Origin of the sequence: Propioniciclava coleopterorum, assembly GCF_011393335.1 — a bacterium.
In the GTDB taxonomy this organism is placed as follows: Bacteria; Actinomycetota; Actinomycetes; order Propionibacteriales; family Propionibacteriaceae; genus Propioniciclava; species Propioniciclava coleopterorum.
This window is the reverse complement of sequence record NZ_CP049865.1, coordinates 176896-195006: the sequence shown is the minus strand read 5'-3', so window position 1 is coordinate 195006 and position 18111 is coordinate 176896. Positions and strand designations below refer to the sequence as shown.

Genomic DNA, 18111 nt, shown 5'->3' with positions numbered 1-18111 from the left:
CGTGACCGCCGCGGCCCCCACCCGTCTCATCCTCGTCCGGCACGGCCAGACGGACGCCAACGCGGGCGGACGGATGCAGGGCCAGCAGGACGTCCCCCTGAACGACACCGGACGCCGCCAGGCCGCGGACGTCGCGACCCGGCTCGTCGCGTTCGCGCCCGACGGCATCGTGTCCTCCGACCTGAGCCGCGCCGCCGCGACCGCCGAGGCCATCGCCGCCGCCACCGGGGCGCCGATCACGACCGACCCGCAGCTGCGCGAGATCAACATCGGCACCTGGCAGGGGAAGACGTCGGCGCAGGTCGCCGCCGACAACCCCTGGTACCTCGAGGCGATCCGCACCGGAGCCGACTTCCGCCGCTCCGCGACCGGGGAGACGTCGCAGGAGGCCGCCGCGCGGGTCGCCGAGGCGCTGCGCGGGCTCGCGGCGGAGCGCGCGGGGCGCACCACCGTCGTGGTCGGGCACGGCTGGGCACTGCGCGGGGGACTGTGCCTCGCACTCGGACTCGGCATGGAGGCGTTCCACGTGCTCGGCGGCCTGTGGAACTGCTCGTGGTCCGAGGTGGACGTCACCGATCGCTGGCGGCTGATCTCCTACAACAACGTGGTCCCGCGCGCGGACGCCGAAGCAGCGCCCGCCAACCGCGCCCCGGCGGGCGCCGACGCCACCGCCGACCGCGCCCCGGCGAGCACCGGCACCGAAGCCACCGCCGACCCCGCCGCCCCGGGCGCGGGGGAGATCGCCTGACCGCACCACAACGGCGTCCGGCGCAGGGTTGACGCGCCGCCGCCCTTCGTGAGGATCATGGGCGAAGGTTCGTGCGAGCGGAGGAGGCCGCCATGAAGGTGGTGGTGAGCGGGTACGGCAGCACCGGCGACAACGTCCCGCTCCTGGCGCTCGCCGACGGGCTCAACCGGGCCGGCCACCACGCGATCCTCGTCGCCGACGAGCAGGCCGGGCCCGCCGCGGAGCGCCTCGGCATCGACTTCCTCGTCCTGGCGGGCAGCGTCAAGCGCCTGCTGGCCGAGGACTCGCGCGGCTGGCGGGAGACGGTGGGGAGCGGCCGCTTGTCGAGCCGGGCGCTGTCCGAGATGAGTTCGTTCCACCGCAGCGAATGGCTCACCACGATCGCGGACGCCGCCCGGGACGCCGACGTGGTCGCGTCCTCGGTGCTGGGGCTGCATCAGGCGGGATCCGTCGCGCAGGACCTCGGGATCCCGCTGGTCGGGATCCAGCTCCAGCCCACGCTGGAGACCAGCGAGTACCCGCCCCCGGCGTCCGGGCTGCGGCGGCTGCCCCGCGTCCTGAACCGCCCGCTGGGCAGGCTGCTCGTCCGCGCCGGCGACCTCGTGATCAGCCGGGGCGTCAACCGCGACCGGCGGGCCGCCGGGCGGGGCAGGCTGCGCATCGACTGGGACGCGATGCCGATCCTGATGGCCTGGTCGCCCGTCCTGGTGCCCGCGGCCCCGGACTGGACCCACGCCGACGCGACGATCACGGGGGCGTGGACGCCGCCGCCGGATCCCGACTGGCGGCCGCCGCCCGGCCTGGAGGCGTTCCTCGCCGACGGGGAGCCGCCCGTATTCGTGGGCTTCGGCTCGGTGAGCGGCTTCGACGGACTGCCGGCGCTGCGGGACGCGGTCCTGGCGGGCCTGGCCGGCCGACGGGTGGTGCTGTCGTCGGGCTGGGCGGGACTCGAGTCGGGCGGGCTGCCCGCCGACGTGTTCCCCGTCGACCACGTCCCCTACGACTGGCTCTTCCCGCGCTGCAGCCTCGTGATCCACCACTGCGGCGCGGGGACGACGCACCAGGGGGCGCGGGCGGGCGTGCCGACCGTCCCGGTGCCGTTCGCGCTGGACCAGCCGTTCTGGGCCGAGCGGCTGCGCCTGCTGGGCGTCGCTCCCGAACCGCTGAACCCCCGGCGTCCGGACGCGGGGGCGGTGCGGGCGGCCGTGGCGTGGGCGTCCCAGCCGGGGGCTCGGCGGCGCGCGGCGGAGGTGGGCCGGCGCATGGCCGAGGAGCCCGACGCGGTGGCCGCCGCGATCCGGGTGCTGGAGCGCGTCGCCGGCTGACTCCGGCCGGGCCTCAGGACAGCAGGGCGGCGGCGGCGATCTTCACGGCGGTGGCGTAGAGGGTCTCGCGCTCCTCGGCGGTCATGTCCACGCTGCCGTCGGTCAGGTGGTCGGACACCGTGAGGACGGTCAGGGCCTCGGCCCCCTCCTGCTGGGCGGCGGCGAACAGCGCGGCGGACTCCATCTCGACGCCCAGCGTTCCCAGCGCGACCAGGCCCGAGATGATCTCGGGGCGCGCGAGGTAGAACAGGTCGGAGGTGTAGACCGGGCCGGCGTGGATGCCCGCGTCGGTGAGGCCCGCGGCGGCGTCCATCGCGCCGCGCAGCAGCGGGTAGGAGGACGCCCACGACAGGTTGATGCCGGGGACGAGCAGGGTCGAGATCGACGCGTTCGTGTGGGCCGCGGTGGCGATGACGGTGTCGCCGACCTTGACCTTGGGGTGCATGCCGCCGCACGTCCCGACCCGGATGATCCGCTCGACGCCGTAGAACCGGAACAGCTCGGTGGCGTAGATCGAGGTCGACGGGACGCCCATGCCCGACGCCATCACGCTCATCGGCGTGCCCTGGTACGTGCCGGTCCAGCAGCCGATGCCGCGGACATCGGAGACGAGTTCGACGTCGTCGAGGTACTCCTGCGCGATCCGGGCGGCGCGCTTCGGGTCGCCCGGCATCATCATCAGCGGAGCGATCTGACCCGGCTCGGCGGAGATGTGCGGTGTGGGCATGGAGGGCCTCCTCGGGCGTCGTGATGGGCCTGCGGCGCGTCCGGCGCGGAGGCGTGACGAACGTACCACGGCGCAGCCCGCCGGCCGGTCGCAGCGCGGCCTGGGGGAGGGCGATCTCGGCGTGCTCCCGCCCGCGGGGTCGGGCGCAGGAGTCGGGACGCTGTCAGCGGTCCGGATACGAGAAACGCCCCGCCGTTCGGCGGAGCGTTCTGGGGGACCTTCGGTGGAGCTAAGGGGATTCGAACCCCTGACCTCTTCCATGCCATGGAAGCGCGCTACCAACTGCGCCATAGCCCCATGTTCCAGTGCGGAACGAATGGGAACTTTACCCTGCCCGCGCGGCCAGCACCAAATCGACTGCGCCACTGTTGCTGAGCCCCGATCTGCCGCCGTGGGCACGAGGCCCGGCCGGCGGGGCCGTCGCGAAGATCAGCCCGTGATGGGGAGCGCGGACATCTGCCGCCCGGCCTGCGTGGTGAGGATGAGGGTCGCGGGCCCGCGCGGCATGTCGATGCGGACGTAGCCCTCCGTGCTCTGGCCGGCCGAGAGCCGACCGGTGTCGAGTTGCGGCGAAGGGGCGCCGTCGACCGGGTCGTACACCGAGACCCCGGCGTTGGAGAACGCCACGAAGCCGTAGGTGACGGTGCCCTTGTCGGCGGAGATCCGGACGCGGACGGTGAGGGAATCTCCGTTCCAGCTCTGCTGCAGGACCTCCCAGCGGCCCTCGTTCCCGCTGGCGCCGGGGAGGTGAACGGCATGCCCGGGCCGGCCGCGGTCGGCTGCGTGGCGGTGGGGGTCGGCGCGGGCGCGGGAGCGGGCGGCGCGGGACGCAGGAAGAGGACGGCGACGACGACCCCGACCAGGAGCACGCCCAGGGCGATGAACCAGCCCATGCCGCCGGGCCGCTTGGGCGGGGCGTAGGCGTTGATGTCGACGGGGCGGCGCTGGTAGGGACCCTGCTGCCACGGTTGCGTCATGGGCGCGAGGCTACCCGACACGCCCCAACCCGGCGGCGCGATCGGGGCGGTTCCGGGAGCCGTCGAGGCGGCGCCGAACTGTGGAGGACGCCGGGTCCTGTGGACGGTGACGCGCACCGGCTCGCGCGTCCAATCCTGAGGTATGACGCACCCCACCTCACCCACCACCATCCGCACGATGACCGACCTCGTCGAGGTCATCCCCACGCTGCTCGGCTTCCACCCGTGCGACTCCATCGTGGTCGTGGCGGTGGAGGACGGCCATGTCCTGGTGACCGCGCGCGCCGACCTCCCCAGAGAGGAGGAACGGCTGGCGCCCGCCCTGGACAGCCTGTGGCGGCGCTACCCGCGGGCGCTGTTCCTGCTGCTGGGTTTCTGCGCAGACCCGGCGGTGGCCTGGGCCACCCTCGCCCGGGTGGACGCCGACCTGCCCGCCACGACGGAGCGGCGCTACCTCGTCGTCGGGGACGACCGCTGGTTCGATGCCCCCGACGGCGAGGGGACGCCGTACGACCGGCTCGGGAACGTCCACGTCGCGCGTGCGGCCTTCGAGGGACGCCCCGTGCGGCGGTCGCGCGCCGAACTCGCGGCCCTCATCGAAACGTCGCGCACACCCGAGGAGGTCGCCGCGTCGCTGCGCCGGGTCGAGGCCTCGCTGCAGGACGACGGTGACCTGCTGGGGCGCGCGGAGGCGCTGCTGGCCGCGCACCTCGCCGACCCGGGGGAGCTGGATCTGGACGACGTCACGCTGCTGTGCCTGGCCAGCCACGACGACGGCTTCCTCGACCGGCACCTGTGGGGGATGACGCCGCAGGAGGCGCGGGTGCAGCAGCGGCTGTGGCTCCAGGTGGTGCGGGCCAGCGTGCCGTCGTGCCGCGGGGGAGCGCTGGTGGCGCTGGGGCTCACGTCGTGGCTGTGCGGCGAGGGGGCGCTGCAGGTGGTGTGCCTCGAGGCGCTCGGCCGGGTCGCCGGCCCGCCCGGGTGGATCGACCTGCTGGATCTGGTGAACACGGCTGCGCTGAGCCCGAACCACTGGGACGCGCTGGTCGCCGGACACCGCGACGTGCCCGCCACGGCGTCCGGATTCTGACGGGTGGGGGCCGCCGTGCGGGCGCGGCGGGCGGACGAGGGCGTGGCGACGGTGGGCTATGATGGCGATCATGGATCGCAGCATCGACCAGCGACTTCTCGGCTAGCCGCGCGCCTCACCCGGTTGCGCGGCGCCCCTGAATGCCCACACGGCAGCCAGGGGCTTTTTCATGCCGACGTCCACGATCCATCCGTCACGAGGAGAACACACCATGGAGTCCGCCCGAACCTACGATGCCTCCGCCGCCCAGGAGCGCTGGCAGAAGTTCTGGGAAGAAGACCGCACGTTCGTCGCGCGGGATGACGACTCGGCCGAGCGGCGCTACGTCCTCGACATGTTCCCCTACCCGTCGGGCGACCTGCACATGGGGCACGCCGAGGCGTTCGTCATGGGCGACATCGCCGCCCGCTACCTGCTGATGCAGGGCTACGACGTCATGCACCCCATCGGCTGGGACAGCTTCGGCCTGCCCGCCGAGAACGCCGCCATCCAGCGCGACGCGCACCCGGCGGAGTGGACGTACGCCAACATCGAGACCCAGGCCGCGTCCTTCAAGCGCTACGGCCTGAGCTTCGACTGGACCCGCCGGCTGCACACCTCGGATCCCGAGTACTACCGCTGGACGCAGTGGCTGTTCGAGCAGTTCTTCGCCAAGGGGCTGGCCTACCGCAAGGCGTCCTTCGTGAACTGGTGCCCAGTCGACCAGACCGTGCTGGCCAACGAGCAGGTCGCCCAGGGCGCGTGCGAGCGCTGCGGCGCGGCCGTGACCAAGCGCCGGCTGACGCAGTGGTACTTCAAGATCACCGACTACGCCCAGCGCCTGCTGGACGACATGCCGGCGCTGGAGGGCAACTGGCCCGACCGCGTCCTGGCGATGCAGCGGAACTGGATCGGCCGCTCCGAGGGCGCCTACGTCGACTTCACCATCGAGGGCCGCGACGAGCCGCTGACCGTGTTCACCACGCGCCCCGACACGCTGTACGGCGCCACGTTCTTCGTGGTCGCGCCGGACGCCCCCCTGGCCGACGAGCTGGTGACCGACGAGCAGCGGGAGGCCTTCGAGGCGTACCTGGAGCAGACCAAGGCGGCCACCGAGATCGAGCGGCAGTCCACCGAACGGCCCAAGACCGGCGTGTTCACCGGCCGGTACGCGATCAACCCGGTCAACCAGGAGAAGCTGCCCGTCTGGGCGGCCGACTACGTGTTGGCCGACTACGGCACCGGCGCGATCATGGCCGTTCCCGCGCACGACCAGCGCGACCTGGAGTTCGCCCAGGCGTTCGGCATCCCGGTCAAGGTCGTCATCGACACCGGCGAGGCCGACCCCAACGAGTCCGGGGTCGCGACGTCGGGCGACGGAACCTATGTGAACTCGGTGATCCTGGACGGGCTGCCGGACAAGGTGTCGGGCATCGCGGCGATGAACGCCAAGCTGGAGGCTGATGGCACCGGCAAGGCGACCGTCACCTACCGCCTGCGCGACTGGCTGCTGAGCCGGCAGCGGTTCTGGGGCTGCCCGATCCCGATCATCCACTGCCCGACCTGCGGCGAGGTGCCCGTTCCCGAGGACCAGCTGCCCGTCACGCTGCCGGACCTGCGCGGCGCGGACCTCAAGCCCAAGGGGACCAGCCCGCTGGCGTCCGAGGCGGCGCGCGCCTGGCGCGAGGTGGCGTGCCCGACGTGCGGCGGCCCCGCCGAGCGGGACACCGACACCATGGACACGTTCGTGGACTCGTCGTGGTACTACTTCCGCTACTGCTCGCCCACCGACGAGCAGGCGGCCTTCGACAAGGACGCCACCCGCCGCTGGGCGCCGGTCGACCAGTACGTCGGCGGCGTCGAGCACGCCATCCTGCACCTGCTGTACAGCCGGTTCTTCACCAAGGTGCTGTACGACCTGGACCTGATCACCTTCACCGAGCCGTTCACGCGCCTGATGAACCAGGGCCAGGTGATCAACGCCGGCAAGGCGATGAGCAAGTCGCTGGGCAACGGGGTGGATCTGGGCGAGCAGATCGACAAGTTCGGCGTCGACGTGATCCGTGCGGCGCTGGTCTTCGCCGGCCCGCCCGAGGACGACATCGACTGGGCGGCCATGTCGCCGGCGTCCATGTCGAAGTTCCTGGCGCGCGCCTTCCGCGTCGCCGACGAGGTGACGTCCGAGGTCGGCGCCGATCCGGCGTCCGGCGACGAGGCGGTGCGCCGCGGCACGCACCGGCTGCTGGCCGACATCACCGAGGCGGTGGAGTCGCAGCGCTACAACGTGGTCGTGGCCCGCATCATGGAGCTGGTCAACCACATCCGCAAGGCCATCGACTCCGGCCCCGGCGCGGGCGACCCCGCGGTGCGCGAGGCGTCCGAGTTCACGGCGCAGGCGATCAGCCTGGTCGCGCCGTACCTGGGCGAGGAGATGTGGGCCGTGCTGGGCCACGCCCCCTCCGTGGCGCGCTCGACCTGGCCGTCGGCCGACCCCGCGCTGCTGGTGCAGGACACGGTCACCGTCGTGGTGCAGGTGCAGGGCAAGGTCCGGGCGAAGCTGGACCTGCCCGCCGACACCTCCGAGGCGGACGCCACCGCGGCGGCGCTGGCCGACGAGAACGTGCAGCGCGCCCTGAACGGTCGCGAGGTCGCCAAGGTGATCGTCCGCCTGCCGAAGATGGTCAGCATCGTCCCCGCCTGATCCCTGACGCGACGCGCGGCCCCCGGCCCTCTCGGTCGTGGCCGCGGTCGCGTCCACGGCGTCAGACGCGCTGCGCGGTGAACGAGATCGCGCGGTGGTCGGTGCCCGGGAGCGCGACCGTGACGAAGCGGGTCACGCGGACGGACGGCGACGTCACCGCGTGGTCGATCGCGACGAAGGCCACCCTCGGCGCCAGGCCGGCGTCGTAGGTGGGCACCCAGCCCGCGCCCGCGTCCGCCGCCCCGTTGCGCAGACCGGCCTCCCACAGCCGCCGCATCGGCTGCTGCTCGACGGTTGCGTTGAAGTCGCCGGCGACGATCAGCGGGCCACCGCGGTGAGGCGCGAGCGCGCGGGCGAGCGCGGCCGCCTCGTCGTCCCAGGCGCGACCCCCGGTCAGCATGTTGATGGTATGCACGGCCGCCAGCGTCCAGGGACGGTTCGTGTCGTGGCCCGCGACGCCCACCAGGTACTGGTCGAACCGTCCCGGCAGGCGGCCCAACTCGGTCAGCGGCCGGGTGGACGCGATCATCATGGTGGACGGGTCCGGCGCCTCGCCGGGCACCGAGCGGCCCACGCGGTGGGTGTGGGCGGCCAGCGCGTCCCGCACCGTCGGGGCGGCGAGGAAGGCGTCGTCCACCTCGATGAGGATCACGACGTCGGGGGCGGCCGCGCGGATCGCCGCGGCGGTGGCCGCGGGGTCGGCGTCGCCGTTGTGGAGGTTCGCGGAGAACACCCGCAGGCCCTGCTCGGACGCCGACGGCGGCGGCGCGACGGGCCAGTAGGGGCGCGCCCAGCCGGCCTGCACCAGCAGCATCACCAGGGGCGGCACCAGCCACAGGCGTTGCAGGCCGCGACCGCCGATCAGGATCCCCAGCACGGCCATGCCCCAGGCAAGCACTCCATAGGGGATGAGCGCGGAGGCCATGGCCGTGAAGGTGCTGAGCGGCTGGAGCTCCGGGACCGCGTACAGGATCGCCAGCACCGTCGCGAGCAGGGCGCACAGCACCCCGACGGCGATGGCCGTCCGCCTGCCGGCGGAGGCGACCTTCCTGCGCTCCCGGACCACGCCCTCAGGCTGCCACGGCCCGGCGGGGCGGCAGGGGAGGATCGCCGCCGTCCGGCTAGAGGCGGTGGCGCCAGGGCGCCTGGCCGCGGTAGATCTTCGCGTCCAGGCGGTGCGGGTCGACCTCGAGGTCGGCGCGGTCCCAGCCCGCGTTGTCGGCGCCCAGCGCGTAGGTCTCGTTGAGGAACTGCAGCAGCAGCTTGTCGGGGTCGCCGCTGGCGCGCACCTCCTCATAGGGCAGCACCCACTCCCCGAGGTCGGTGTCGAAGTGGCCGACGCTCAGGTGGGCGTCCCGGTAACCGTCGGGCTCGGGGTACTGGTAGGCGTAGAAGGTGCCCTCGGACGAGCCGCCCGGCCAGAACCCAGCGGCGGCGTTCTCGCGTGACTCGGCCTCGGCCATGACCCAGGGCGGGCAGTTGGGCGGGTTGCCCTGGTGCGGCGGGGCGCCGCGTCCGGAGAAGCGCGTGACCGACAGGTCGAGCGACCCCCAGAAGAGCTGGACGGGGCTGTCCTTGCCGATGAACCCCGAGCGCCACGCGGCGAACGCGGGCTCCATGCTGACGATCTGCTGCCAAAACGTCAGGGCGGCCTTGGGGTCGTAGTCGCGCTCGGTCGTGTCGGCCGGGAAGGCGACTGCGTTCGGGATCTCGTTCGGGATCGGGACGATGGAACAGCCCAGCGCCAGGTCGTCGAGGGCCTCCTGCAGCCGGCCCCAGAACGTGGCGACCGAGCCCGACTCGAGCGGGACGGCGTGCCGCTTGCCCGAGGTACTGCGCACCACGAGCTCGCTGGCGACGAAGTCGAACTCGGCGTCGAAGGAGTCCGAGACGCCGTGCATGAGCCGCGTGCGGAATCCCCGCGCGCTGACCTCGTAGGAGACGTTCCACCAGTGGTTGACCAGGCTGGTCGACACCATCTCAACCTTCCCGACGATCTGCAGCCACATGTGCAGCAAGTCGCGCGTGGAGGTCCAGTCGTCGACGCGAAGGGCGGGCCAGCGGTTGTGCGTCATGTCGAATCCTTCCGGGACGTGGGGTTGCGTGGGGCGGACTTCGTACCTCCGCAGGCTAGCCGGAGCGCCCTAGCCCTCGGGAGGGGCCTCGCAGCCGCGGCGGTGGCGTGCGCGCCGAGTGGGGGCGTTGACGGGCGTGGGGTGTGGACGATCGGACGGGCTGTCCACAGGTTCCGGCGACGTGACGCCGCGGGCTCCCGGATGCCCAACCTGCGGGCATGAGCATGCTGCGACCGCACAGGGATCCCGCACTGGGCGACGTGGTGCGCGCGCGCCTGGCGGCGCTCCTGGACGACCTGGATGGTCCCGTTCCCGCCGATGCCGCGAAGCCCGCGGCCCGCGGCACCGACGAACCGGCGCAATTCTGGGCGAAGCCGGACGAAGCCGCTCACCTCTGGGCGGAGGCGGACGAACCCGCTCGCCTCTGGGAGGAGGGGTCCTGGCCGGAGGCGGATCCGGCTGATGCCGACGACGGACCCCGTCGCCTGGCCGCACCGGCACGGGGCGGCTCCCGGAGCCGGAGCCCGAACGCGGAGGTCGAGCGCGGGCGCAGGCTCCCAGCCCGCAAGCCCCCCGCGTCCGACGCGCCTTCCACGCCGTTCAAGACCGACCGGCTCGCACCGGGCGGCCGGAACTCCGACCCTTCGCCCGGCCCGGGCCGGGCGGCGCGGTTGGCGTCCTTCACGCGACGGCACCTGACGGTGGTGGCCGGGCTGGGGCTCGTCGGCCTCGTGGCGACCCTGTGGGGCATCAGCCAGGCCCGCGCCGTCCCAGTGGAGGCGCCCGTGGCGACGCCGATCGCGTCCGCGTCCGCGCCCGGCCCGACGTCGAGCCCGAGCCCCGCACCGACGCTGCGCGTCCACGTGGTGGGGGCGGTGGCGCATCCGGGCGTGGTGAGCCTGCCCGAGGGGGCGCGGGTGGAGGACGCGATCGCGGCCGCGGGCGGGCTGCTGCCGGAGGCGAAGCCGGGCGATCTCAACCTCGCGGAGGTGATCGCCGACGGCGCCCAGGTCGCGGTGGGCGACGCCGGGCGTCCCGGGGGAGAGGTGCGTGCGGGGACGGGAGGCGGCGGTGCCGCGCCGGGCACGCCGGGCGCGAAGCTGGATCTCAACCGCGCCACCGCCGAGCAACTGGAGGCGCTGCCCGGGGTGGGACCCGTCACCGCGGCGGGCATCATGGCGTGGCGGGCGGAGCACGGCCGGTTCACCCGGGTCGAGGAACTCCAGGAGGTCGACGGCATCGGGGCGAAGACGCTGGAGAAGCTGGCGCCGCTGGTGAGGGTCTAGCGGCGTGGCGCCCGACGACCGCCCCGACACCTCATCGCAGAACCCCGGGGTGTGGCCGTGGGCCTTGCCCGTGCTGGCCGGGGTGACGTGGGCCGCGACGGCCGCGGCCGTCGGCGGTGAGGCCGGATGGTTGATCGGGATCGGGCTGGCCGCCGGCGTCGCCGGGATGCTGGCGTGGCGGCGCCGCAGCGCGCTGCTGGGCGCCGCCGCCGTGCTGGCGGCGGTGTGCGTCGCGACGGGAGCCGTGCAGGCGGTCGCGGTCCGGGACGGCCCGCTGGGGGAACTCGCCCGGCAGGGCGCGACGGCCGTGGTCGAGGTCCAGGTCGGCGCGGGTCGCCTGTGGCCCGCGGCGGGCAACCGGGACGGACTGTGGCGGGCGACGGGCACGCTGATGAGCGCGGACGCCCGGGGTGGGCGTTGGGCGGGCCGAACCCCGGTGGAGTTGGTGGTGACGGGGGCACTCGCCCCGGCCTGGGCGTCGCTCCCGCTCGGATCGCTGGTGCGCGCGCAGGCGCGGCTCGCCGAGCCGGACGCGGGGCAGGCCGCCTGGCTCGTCGTGCGGGCCCGGGGCGCACCCACCATCGTCGGGGGGCCCGGGGTGCCGTGGAACGCCGTGGGTGCGCTGCGCGCCGGGCTCCGCGAGGCGTGCGCGACCCTGCCCGGTGACGCACGCCACCTCGTCCCGGCGCTCGTGGTGGGCGACACGTCAGGTTTCCCCGAGGACCTGCGGCAGCGGTTCGTGACGACCGGGTTGACGCACCTCACGGCGGTCTCGGGCGCGAACCTCACGTTGATGTTGGGGTTCCTGAGGGCGCTCGTGGTCGGGTTGGGGCTGCGGGGTCGCGTGATCTCGGTGGTGATGGTCGCGGGGGTGGCGGGCTTCGTGCTGCTGTGCCTGGGCGAGCCCAGCGTGTTGCGGGCGGCGGCGATGGGGCTGGTGGGGCTGGCCGCGCTGGGGCATGGCGGGAGCCGCGGGTCGGGCCTGCGTGCGCTTTCGGTGGCGGTGCTGGTGGTGGTTCTGGTCGAGCCGGCGATGGCGCGCTCGCTGGGGTTCGGGTTGTCGGTGACGGCGACGGCGGGATTGTTGTTGTGGGCCCGTCCCTTCGCGGCTGCGCTGGGACGCTGGTTGCCCCGTTGGGTGGCTGAGGCGCTCGCGGTGCCGTTGGCCGCCCAGTTGGCGACCGAGCCGCTCGTGGTGGCGTTGGCGGGTCAGGTAAGCGTCGTGGCGGTGGTGGCGAACCTGCTGGCGGGTCCGCTGGTCGGGCCGGCGACCGTGGTCGGCTTGGGTGTCACGTTGGTGGCGCCGGTGTGGCTCGCGGGTGCGCGGCTGCTGGCGTGGCCGGCGGGGCTGTGCGCGGAGGGCATCGCGTGGATCGCCAGGATCGGGGACGGGCTGCCCGGCGCCGCGATCCCGTGGCGCGCCGACGTGTGGGGGCAGTCCGTCGTGGCTCTGGCGTGCCTGCTCCTGGTCGTCGTGCTGCCCAGCGTCCTCGCCCGGCCCCTGGTGTGCCTGGTGATCGCGGCGGGCCTGGGGGCGGTGCTGCTGCGGGTGCCGCCGACCCCGGGCTGGCCGGATCCCGCGTGGCGGGTTGCGTCGTGCGACGTGGGGCAGGGCGATGCCACCGTGATCCGAGCCGGGCCGGGCGCCGGCGTCGTCGTCGACACTGGGCCCGAGCCGCGGTTGCTGCGCCGGTGCCTGGACCAGTTGGGGGTGCGGTCGGTGCCGGTGCTGGTACTCACCCACCTGCACGCCGACCACGCCGGTGGTGCGGCGGCCCTGGGGGACCGTACCGTGGGCATGGTGGTGACGTCGACGGTGCGGACGCCGGCCTCGGCCGACCGGATGCTCGACGCCACGTTCCGCGGCACGCCGCGGGTGTTCGTGACGGGCGGGGAGTCCTGGCGGGTCGGGGAGATCGTCGTCGGGGTGGTCGCCGCGCCGCGGGTGGCCGACACGACGGTCCAGAACGACGGGGAGTCCTCGGCCGAGAACGACGCCTCGCTGCTGCTGCGCATCGAGGCGCCCGGGCTGTCGCTGATGCTGGCCGGGGACGCCGAGGACGCCGCGCAGGCGGCTCACGCCCGGCTCGGCGCGCTGGTGGACGCCGACGTCATGCTGGTCCCGCACCATGGCAGCGGACGGCACGCCGCGTCCTTCTTCGCGGCCGTCAGTCCCACGGTGGCGCTGGTGAGCGTGGGTGCTGGGAACGACTACGGCCACCCCTCAGCCAGGACGGTGCGCGATGTGGAGGCCACCGGCGCCCGGGTGTTCCGCACCGACCTCCACGGCGGGATCACGGTGGCCCGCTCACCCGACGGGTCGCTCCGCGTCACGCCCCAGCGCTAGCCATGGCCAGACGCTCGGCGGAGCGCGCCGGACGGTGGTCGGGGCGGTGACTTGCGTGCGACGGTCGGGGAGCATCAGCTACTCGTTCCGGATTGGTCGCCCAGAGAACCGGTCACCGACGGTGGGTATCGTTTGCGATCTGGTCAGGCATCCTGCTCCGCGAAGCCGCGTGCACAGCCGACCGGGTGAGGAGTGCAGGTGTTCGGATTCGGCAAGAAGCGGGAGAGCAACACCCGGCTCGACGACGTCATGGCGCGGGTGCGACCCGACCTGTCCCGAGACTCGCTCGGCGTCGGATCGGCGTTTCCGGGCATCGCGCCGAACCCGTTGCTGAGCGGCGAGGCCCGTCGCCGCAACGAGGAGTTGAAGGCTGGCTCGCTCGCCATCGGCACCGTGGTCGACTGGCGTGAGGTGAACCGCGAGCAGCGCATGGTCGTGATGCTCGACGTGACGACCCCCGACGGGGATCAGTTCCGAGGCATCGCCGACGAGGTGCTGACGATCACGCAGATCGCACGACTGGCCGCCGGACAGGTGCTTGCCGTGCGCTACCGGCCTGCTGTTCAGGATCACTTCGTCGCCCTCGCGCGCGACTTGGACGAGGCGGCCGTGCAGGCTCTTGCCGAGCGGATCACCGGTCGACCTCGGGGCTGAGTCTGTCATTCAGCATCTTCAGACCCCATCGCCTTCGAACAGAAAGAAGCTGGACCCGACGGGGTCATACACGACCAGGAGAATGTTCGACATGGCGATCGCCCTGAGACCCCCTGGTGCGCCAATAGTCTCTCGTCGCTTGGGCCGCGAACATGATCCCTACGACGAGGGAAGGCAGGTGAGCGCGACCGCGATGACGCGCCACCTCGGACTGGGGCTGGGGATCTCCATCGTGTCGTCGAGGCTACTCCCCGCCGATACACCGTCCGCCCCGACCGCCGGTGCACCCGTCATGTGTACCCAGGTACTGGTCGGCGTCCGGGTCGGTATCGCTGACCGATGTGCACGGGCGGCCACCTCCGTAGCGTCGATCTCGACGAAAGGGGTTCACATGATCCGGGCACAGTCCCTGACCAAGAAGTACGGCGACAAGACCGCCGTCGACCACCTCGACTTCACCATCCGGCCGGGGAAGGTCACCGGCTTCCTCGGGCCCAACGGAGCGGGGAAGTCCACCACCATGCGCATGATCGTCGGGCTGGACGCGCCGACCGCGGGCACGGCGGAGGTGGACGGACGCGCCTACCGCGACCTGGCGGCGCCGCTGCGGGAGGTCGGCGTCCTGCTGGACGCCCGCGCCGCGCACAAGCAGCGCACCGCCTACAAGCACCTGCTCGCGCTCGCCGCGACGCACGGCATCGGCAAACGCCGCGTCCACGAGGTGATCGGGCTGGCCGGCCTCGAGTCCGTCGCCGACAAGCGCGTGGGCGGCTTCTCGCTGGGGATGGGGCAGCGCCTGGGCATTGCGGGCGCCCTGCTCGGCGACCCCGGCACCATCATCCTCGACGAGCCGGTCAACGGGCTCGACCCCGAGGGCATCATCTGGATCCGGACGCTGCTGAAGGGCCTGGCGGCCGAGGGCCGCACCGTGCTGCTGTCCTCGCACCTGATGGGGGAGATGGCCCAGACCGCCGACCACCTCATCGTCATGGGACGCGGCTCGATCCTGATCGACGAGCCCCTGGACCAGGTGATGGCCGACGCGACGACGTCCGCGGTTCGCGTCCGGACGCGCGAAGCGGACCGGCTCACCTCAGCCGTCGCCGCCCCCGGCGTCACCGTGGCGAACCACCCCGACGGCTCCCTCGAGATCACCGGGCGGACCGCCGAGCAGGTCGCCGACGCGGCCGCCGCCGCCGGTGTCGTCCTGTACGAGGTCACCACCGTGGCCGGATCCCTCGAGGACGCCTACCTCGCCCTCACCTCCGGCGCCGTCGAGTACCGTTCGGCGTCGACCACCCCGAACGGAGCCTTCGCATGACCGACACCCTCGACCTCGCCCCCGCACGGAGCGCCGCGCCGGCCAGCCGCCCCCGCTTCGTGGACCTGCTGCGCTCGGAGTGGATCAAACTCTGGAGCCTGCCCGCCGCCCTGCTGTGCCTGCTGGCCCTGGCCGCGATCGGCTTCGGCGGCCCGCTGTTCCTGGGCCTCACGCTGGAGTCCTCACAGCCGCCCTCGACGGCGTCCATCGCCCGCACCATGGGCGAGGTGACCATGCCGCTGGTGGTCCTCGGCCAGATCCTCGCCGGGATTCTGGGGGTGCTGTGCATCAGCTCCGAGTACGCCTCGGGGACCATCGCCTCGACGCTGCTCGCCGCCCCGACCCGCCTGCGGTCGCTGCTGGCCAAGGCCGTCCTGCTGTTCGGCGTCGTCACGGTGGTCGCGTTGGTCACCGTCGTCGCCGCTTGGGCGGTCACCTACCCGATGTACGCGCCGTTCGGCCTCGAGGCGCCCCTGACGGCGCACGGGGTGGTCGGGTCGCTGGTCGGCACGGGCGTCTACCTGGGGCTCTGCTCGGTCTTCGGGCTGGGGCTGGGGGCGGTGCTCCGCTCGACCGCGGCCGGCTCGTTCGTCGTGTTCTTCGCGATGCTGCTGGGCCCGATCCTGAGCTCGATGCTGCCCTACAACGTCGCCTCGCGGGTCATCCGCCTCCTGCTGATCGGCAACGCCGGCGACGCCATGTCGAGGGTCGACATCCCGGGCGCGCCCTTCCTGGACCTGATGGGCGGCCACATCAGCCCGGCGGCGGGCTACCTGCTCGTCGGCGGATGGACGCTGCTCGCGCTGGTCTGCGGTGCGGCGGCCCTGCTCAGGCGCGACGCATGACGGCCGACGCGAGCATCGGGAGGGACGCCGCGGCGGCGTCCCTCGCCCGCGCGTCCGCAGCACCGCCCGAGGGCGTCCCGGGAAGTCGGCGCGCCCTGCTGGCGGACGCGGTGCTGGTGGCCGGCTACCTGCTGGTCGCGGTCTTCCTCATCGTGCTGTCGCTGGAGCCGCCCCACGTCACCCCGCTGTGGCCGATGATCCTGATCACCGTCGCCGGCACCGTCGTCCTCGCCATCCGGCGCCGGGCCCTCAGCGTGGCGCTGGCGGCGGCACTCGTCCTGATCCCGGTGAGCCTCCTCGTCGGGACGGGGGCGGAGGTGATCCTGCTGGGGCCGCTGCTGTACCGCGCGGGCCTGGCACGGCGCGCCGGAGTGGCCTGGCTGTGGTGCGCGGCCTCGCTGGCGTCGGCTGCGGCGGGTGGGGTGGCGCTGGCCCACCGCCTGCAGGTTGGCCCTCCCATCCTCGGGCTGACCCCGCGCGTGCAGAGCGACGCCTTCACCGACGCCCTCTCGCTGTTCGTGCCCGTGGCGGGGGGCGTGCTGGTGTCGACGCTGATCGGCATCAACGTCGGCCACCGCCGCCGGCTCGTCGCGGCCCTGGTCGAGCGCGCGGACCAGATGAAGCGCGAGCGCGACCAGCAGGCCAGCATCGCGCGGGCCGCCGAGCGGGAGCGGATCGCGCGCGAGATGCACGACGTGATCGCCCACAGCCTGGCGGTCATGATCGCCCTGTCCGACGGCGCCCGGGCGGCCGCACCGCGGCGTCCCGAGGAGGCCGAACTCGCCGTCGCGCGGATCGGCGAACTCGGACGCCGCACCCTGGGCGAGGTCCGGCGCCTCCTCGCCACTGTCCGCGACGATGCGCCCACCCCCGAGCATCCCCAACCCGGCGTCGAGCAGCTGCCCGCCCTGGTCGAGGAGTTCCGGGCCGCCGGTCTACCGGTGCGGCTGGAGTCGTCCGGACGCCCGGGCGGCGACCCGGTCGTCGGGTTCACGGTCTACCGCATCGTGCAGGAGTCGCTGACGAACGTGCTCCGGCACGCCCGCAACGTCCGCGACGTGCAGGTGCGCCTAGAGACCGACGACGCGGGGATCACGGTGCTGGTGCAGGACGCCTCCGATCCGGCCGAGGTAGCCGGGGACCCCGGCCGCGGCCTCGTCGGGATCCGCGAACGGGCCGCCTTCTACGATGGCGCGGTGGAGACCGGGCCGCGGCCCGGCGGCGGCTGGCGGGTGTTTGTCCGTCTGCCGACCGGCGACACGGAAGGGGAGCAGGGGTGAGCGATCGGACGCGCGTGCTGCTCGTCGACGACCAGGAGCTGGTCCGCTACGGCTTCCGGCTGGTGCTGGAGGCCGAGGACGACATGGTCGTGGTCGGGGAGGCCGCCGACGGCGGCGAGGCGATCAGGGCGGCGGCCACCCTGAAGCCCGACGTGGTGCTCATGGACGTCCGGATGCCCGGCATCGGCGGCATCGAGGCGACGCGCCGGATCACCGCCACCCTGCCGGACGTCCGCGTCCTCGTGCTGACCACCTACGACCGCGACGAGTTCGCCTTCGGGGCGCTGCAGGCCGGGGCGGCGGGCTTCCTGCTCAAGACCACCCGCCCCGACGAGTTGGTGGCCGCCATCCGCACGGTGCGCCGCGGTGACGCCGTGGTGGCGCCCCGCGTCACGGCCAAGCTCATCGAGGTCGCCGTCCCGCACCTGAAGGGCCCCGCCCCGCAGGAGGACGGGCTCGCCGCGCTGTCCGAGCGGGAACGCGAGGTGTTCGTCCTGGTGGGCCGGGGGCTCACCAACGCGGAGATCGCCGGAACCCTGCACCTGAGCGAGTCCACGGTGAAGGCCCACTTCGGGCGGATCCTCGACAAGCTGGACCTGGCCAACCGCGTCCAGGCGGTGATCCGGGCCTACGAGCTGGGGGTCGTGGGCTGACCCGCAGACCTCGCCAGCCGGCCGCAGGCGTCCGGGCCGCACGCGGACGCCCGCGGCGGCGTCCGGGCTCGCTCTTGTAGGTTGGGTTCGGACCAACCGAGGA

At 73.5% G+C, this 18111-nt stretch carries 15 protein-coding genes and 1 tRNA gene; 11 read left to right on the top strand and 5 right to left on the bottom strand.

Translation table 11 applies throughout. The annotated features are described in order from the left end of the window. The first annotated feature begins 1 nt into the window (after position 1). Positions 2-748: a histidine phosphatase family protein gene (locus G7070_RS00890; RefSeq protein ID WP_166231127.1), complete on the top strand. Its 747-nt coding sequence runs from the start codon at positions 2-4 to the stop codon at positions 746-748. A gap of 92 nt (positions 749-840) precedes the next feature. After that, positions 841-2073: a glycosyltransferase gene (locus G7070_RS00885; RefSeq protein WP_166231124.1), complete on the top strand. Its 1233-nt coding sequence runs from the start codon at positions 841-843 to the stop codon at positions 2071-2073. A 13-nt stretch (positions 2074-2086) separates the two neighbouring features. On the opposite strand, the gene G7070_RS00880 is transcribed toward G7070_RS00885, so the two are convergent. The 3 genes from G7070_RS00880 to G7070_RS00870 form a co-directional block, all read right to left on the bottom strand. Continuing rightward, complete coding sequence (locus G7070_RS00880; RefSeq protein WP_166231121.1) at positions 2087-2800, bottom strand: purine-nucleoside phosphorylase; 714 nt, start codon at positions 2798-2800, stop codon at positions 2087-2089. 224 nt (positions 2801-3024) lie between these two features. Beyond that, positions 3025-3097: transfer RNA gene (locus G7070_RS00875), tRNA-Ala, on the bottom strand. 132 nt (positions 3098-3229) lie between these two features. Beyond that, entirely contained in the window at positions 3230-3427 is a 198-nt protein-coding gene (locus G7070_RS00870) for a hypothetical protein (protein ID WP_166231118.1), read from the bottom strand. A 492-nt stretch (positions 3428-3919) separates the two neighbouring features. Here G7070_RS00870 and G7070_RS00865 point away from each other — a divergent pair, with 492 nt between their 5' ends. Continuing rightward, a complete protein-coding gene (locus G7070_RS00865) occupies positions 3920-4867 on the top strand; it encodes a DUF4192 domain-containing protein (protein ID WP_166231115.1) in 948 nt (315 codons plus the stop codon). A gap of 211 nt (positions 4868-5078) precedes the next feature. Next, complete coding sequence (leuS, locus tag G7070_RS00860; RefSeq protein WP_166231112.1) at positions 5079-7547, top strand: leucine--tRNA ligase; 2469 nt, start codon at positions 5079-5081, stop codon at positions 7545-7547. Between the two features lie 61 nt (positions 7548-7608). Here leuS and G7070_RS00855 read toward each other — a convergent pair whose 3' ends face one another. Together G7070_RS00855 and G7070_RS00850 are read right to left on the bottom strand one after the other, a co-directional pair. Continuing rightward, entirely contained in the window at positions 7609-8613 is a 1005-nt protein-coding gene (locus tag G7070_RS00855) for an endonuclease/exonuclease/phosphatase family protein (RefSeq protein ID WP_166231108.1), read from the bottom strand. A 55-nt stretch (positions 8614-8668) separates the two neighbouring features. Beyond that, positions 8669-9622: a DUF5996 family protein gene (locus G7070_RS00850; RefSeq protein ID WP_166231105.1), complete on the bottom strand. Its 954-nt coding sequence runs from the start codon at positions 9620-9622 to the stop codon at positions 8669-8671. A 218-nt stretch (positions 9623-9840) separates the two neighbouring features. Between G7070_RS00850 and G7070_RS00845 the strand changes: the two genes are divergently transcribed. From G7070_RS00845 to G7070_RS00815, 7 genes are all read left to right on the top strand, one after another. After that, entirely contained in the window at positions 9841-10908 is a 1068-nt protein-coding gene (locus G7070_RS00845) for a helix-hairpin-helix domain-containing protein (protein WP_166231102.1), read from the top strand. A 4-nt stretch (positions 10909-10912) separates the two neighbouring features. After that, positions 10913-13255, top strand: a complete 2343-nt coding sequence (locus G7070_RS00840; RefSeq protein WP_166231099.1) for a ComEC/Rec2 family competence protein — start codon at positions 10913-10915, stop codon at positions 13253-13255. Positions 13256-13453: 198 nt separating this feature from the next. Further along, positions 13454-13909 carry a hypothetical protein gene (locus G7070_RS00835; RefSeq protein ID WP_206079871.1) on the top strand — a complete coding sequence of 152 codons (456 nt, stop codon included), beginning with the start codon at positions 13454-13456 and terminating at the stop codon, positions 13907-13909. A gap of 391 nt (positions 13910-14300) precedes the next feature. After that, a complete protein-coding gene (locus G7070_RS00830) occupies positions 14301-15230 on the top strand; it encodes an ATP-binding cassette domain-containing protein (protein ID WP_166231096.1) in 930 nt (309 codons plus the stop codon). Next, positions 15227-16075, top strand: a complete 849-nt coding sequence (locus tag G7070_RS00825; RefSeq protein WP_166231093.1) for an ABC transporter permease subunit — start codon at positions 15227-15229, stop codon at positions 16073-16075. Before G7070_RS00830 ends, G7070_RS00825 begins: the two co-directional genes overlap by 4 nt. Continuing rightward, a complete protein-coding gene (locus G7070_RS00820; protein ID WP_166231090.1) occupies positions 16072-17355 on the top strand; it encodes a sensor histidine kinase in 1284 nt (427 codons plus the stop codon). Before G7070_RS00825 ends, G7070_RS00820 begins: the two co-directional genes overlap by 4 nt. Beyond that, positions 17352-18008, top strand: coding sequence for a response regulator (locus G7070_RS00815; RefSeq protein ID WP_166231087.1), 657 nt, complete (start codon positions 17352-17354; stop codon positions 18006-18008). The genes G7070_RS00820 and G7070_RS00815 overlap by 4 nt, the downstream gene beginning before the upstream one ends. Positions 18009-18111: the final 103 nt, after the last annotated feature.

Bases quoted from the DNA above. Each gene is read 5' to 3' on its own strand.
- G7070_RS00885 (WP_166231124.1), top strand. From the start codon at position 841: ATGAAGGTGGTGGTGAGCGGGTACGGCAGCACCGGCGACAACGTCCCG.
- G7070_RS00880 (WP_166231121.1), bottom strand. From the start codon at position 2,800: ATGCCCACACCGCACATCTCCGCCGAGCCGGGTCAGATCGCTCCGCTG.
- G7070_RS00865 (WP_166231115.1), top strand. From the start codon at position 3,920: ATGACGCACCCCACCTCACCCACCACCATCCGCACGATGACCGACCTC.
- leuS (WP_166231112.1), top strand. From the start codon at position 5,079: ATGGAGTCCGCCCGAACCTACGATGCCTCCGCCGCCCAGGAGCGCTGG.
- G7070_RS00850 (WP_166231105.1), bottom strand. From the start codon at position 9,622: ATGACGCACAACCGCTGGCCCGCCCTTCGCGTCGACGACTGGACCTCC.
- G7070_RS00845 (WP_166231102.1), top strand. From the start codon at position 9,841: ATGAGCATGCTGCGACCGCACAGGGATCCCGCACTGGGCGACGTGGTG.
- G7070_RS00830 (WP_166231096.1), top strand. From the start codon at position 14,301: ATGATCCGGGCACAGTCCCTGACCAAGAAGTACGGCGACAAGACCGCC.
- G7070_RS00825 (WP_166231093.1), top strand. From the start codon at position 15,227: ATGACCGACACCCTCGACCTCGCCCCCGCACGGAGCGCCGCGCCGGCC.
- G7070_RS00820 (WP_166231090.1), top strand. From the start codon at position 16,072: ATGACGGCCGACGCGAGCATCGGGAGGGACGCCGCGGCGGCGTCCCTC.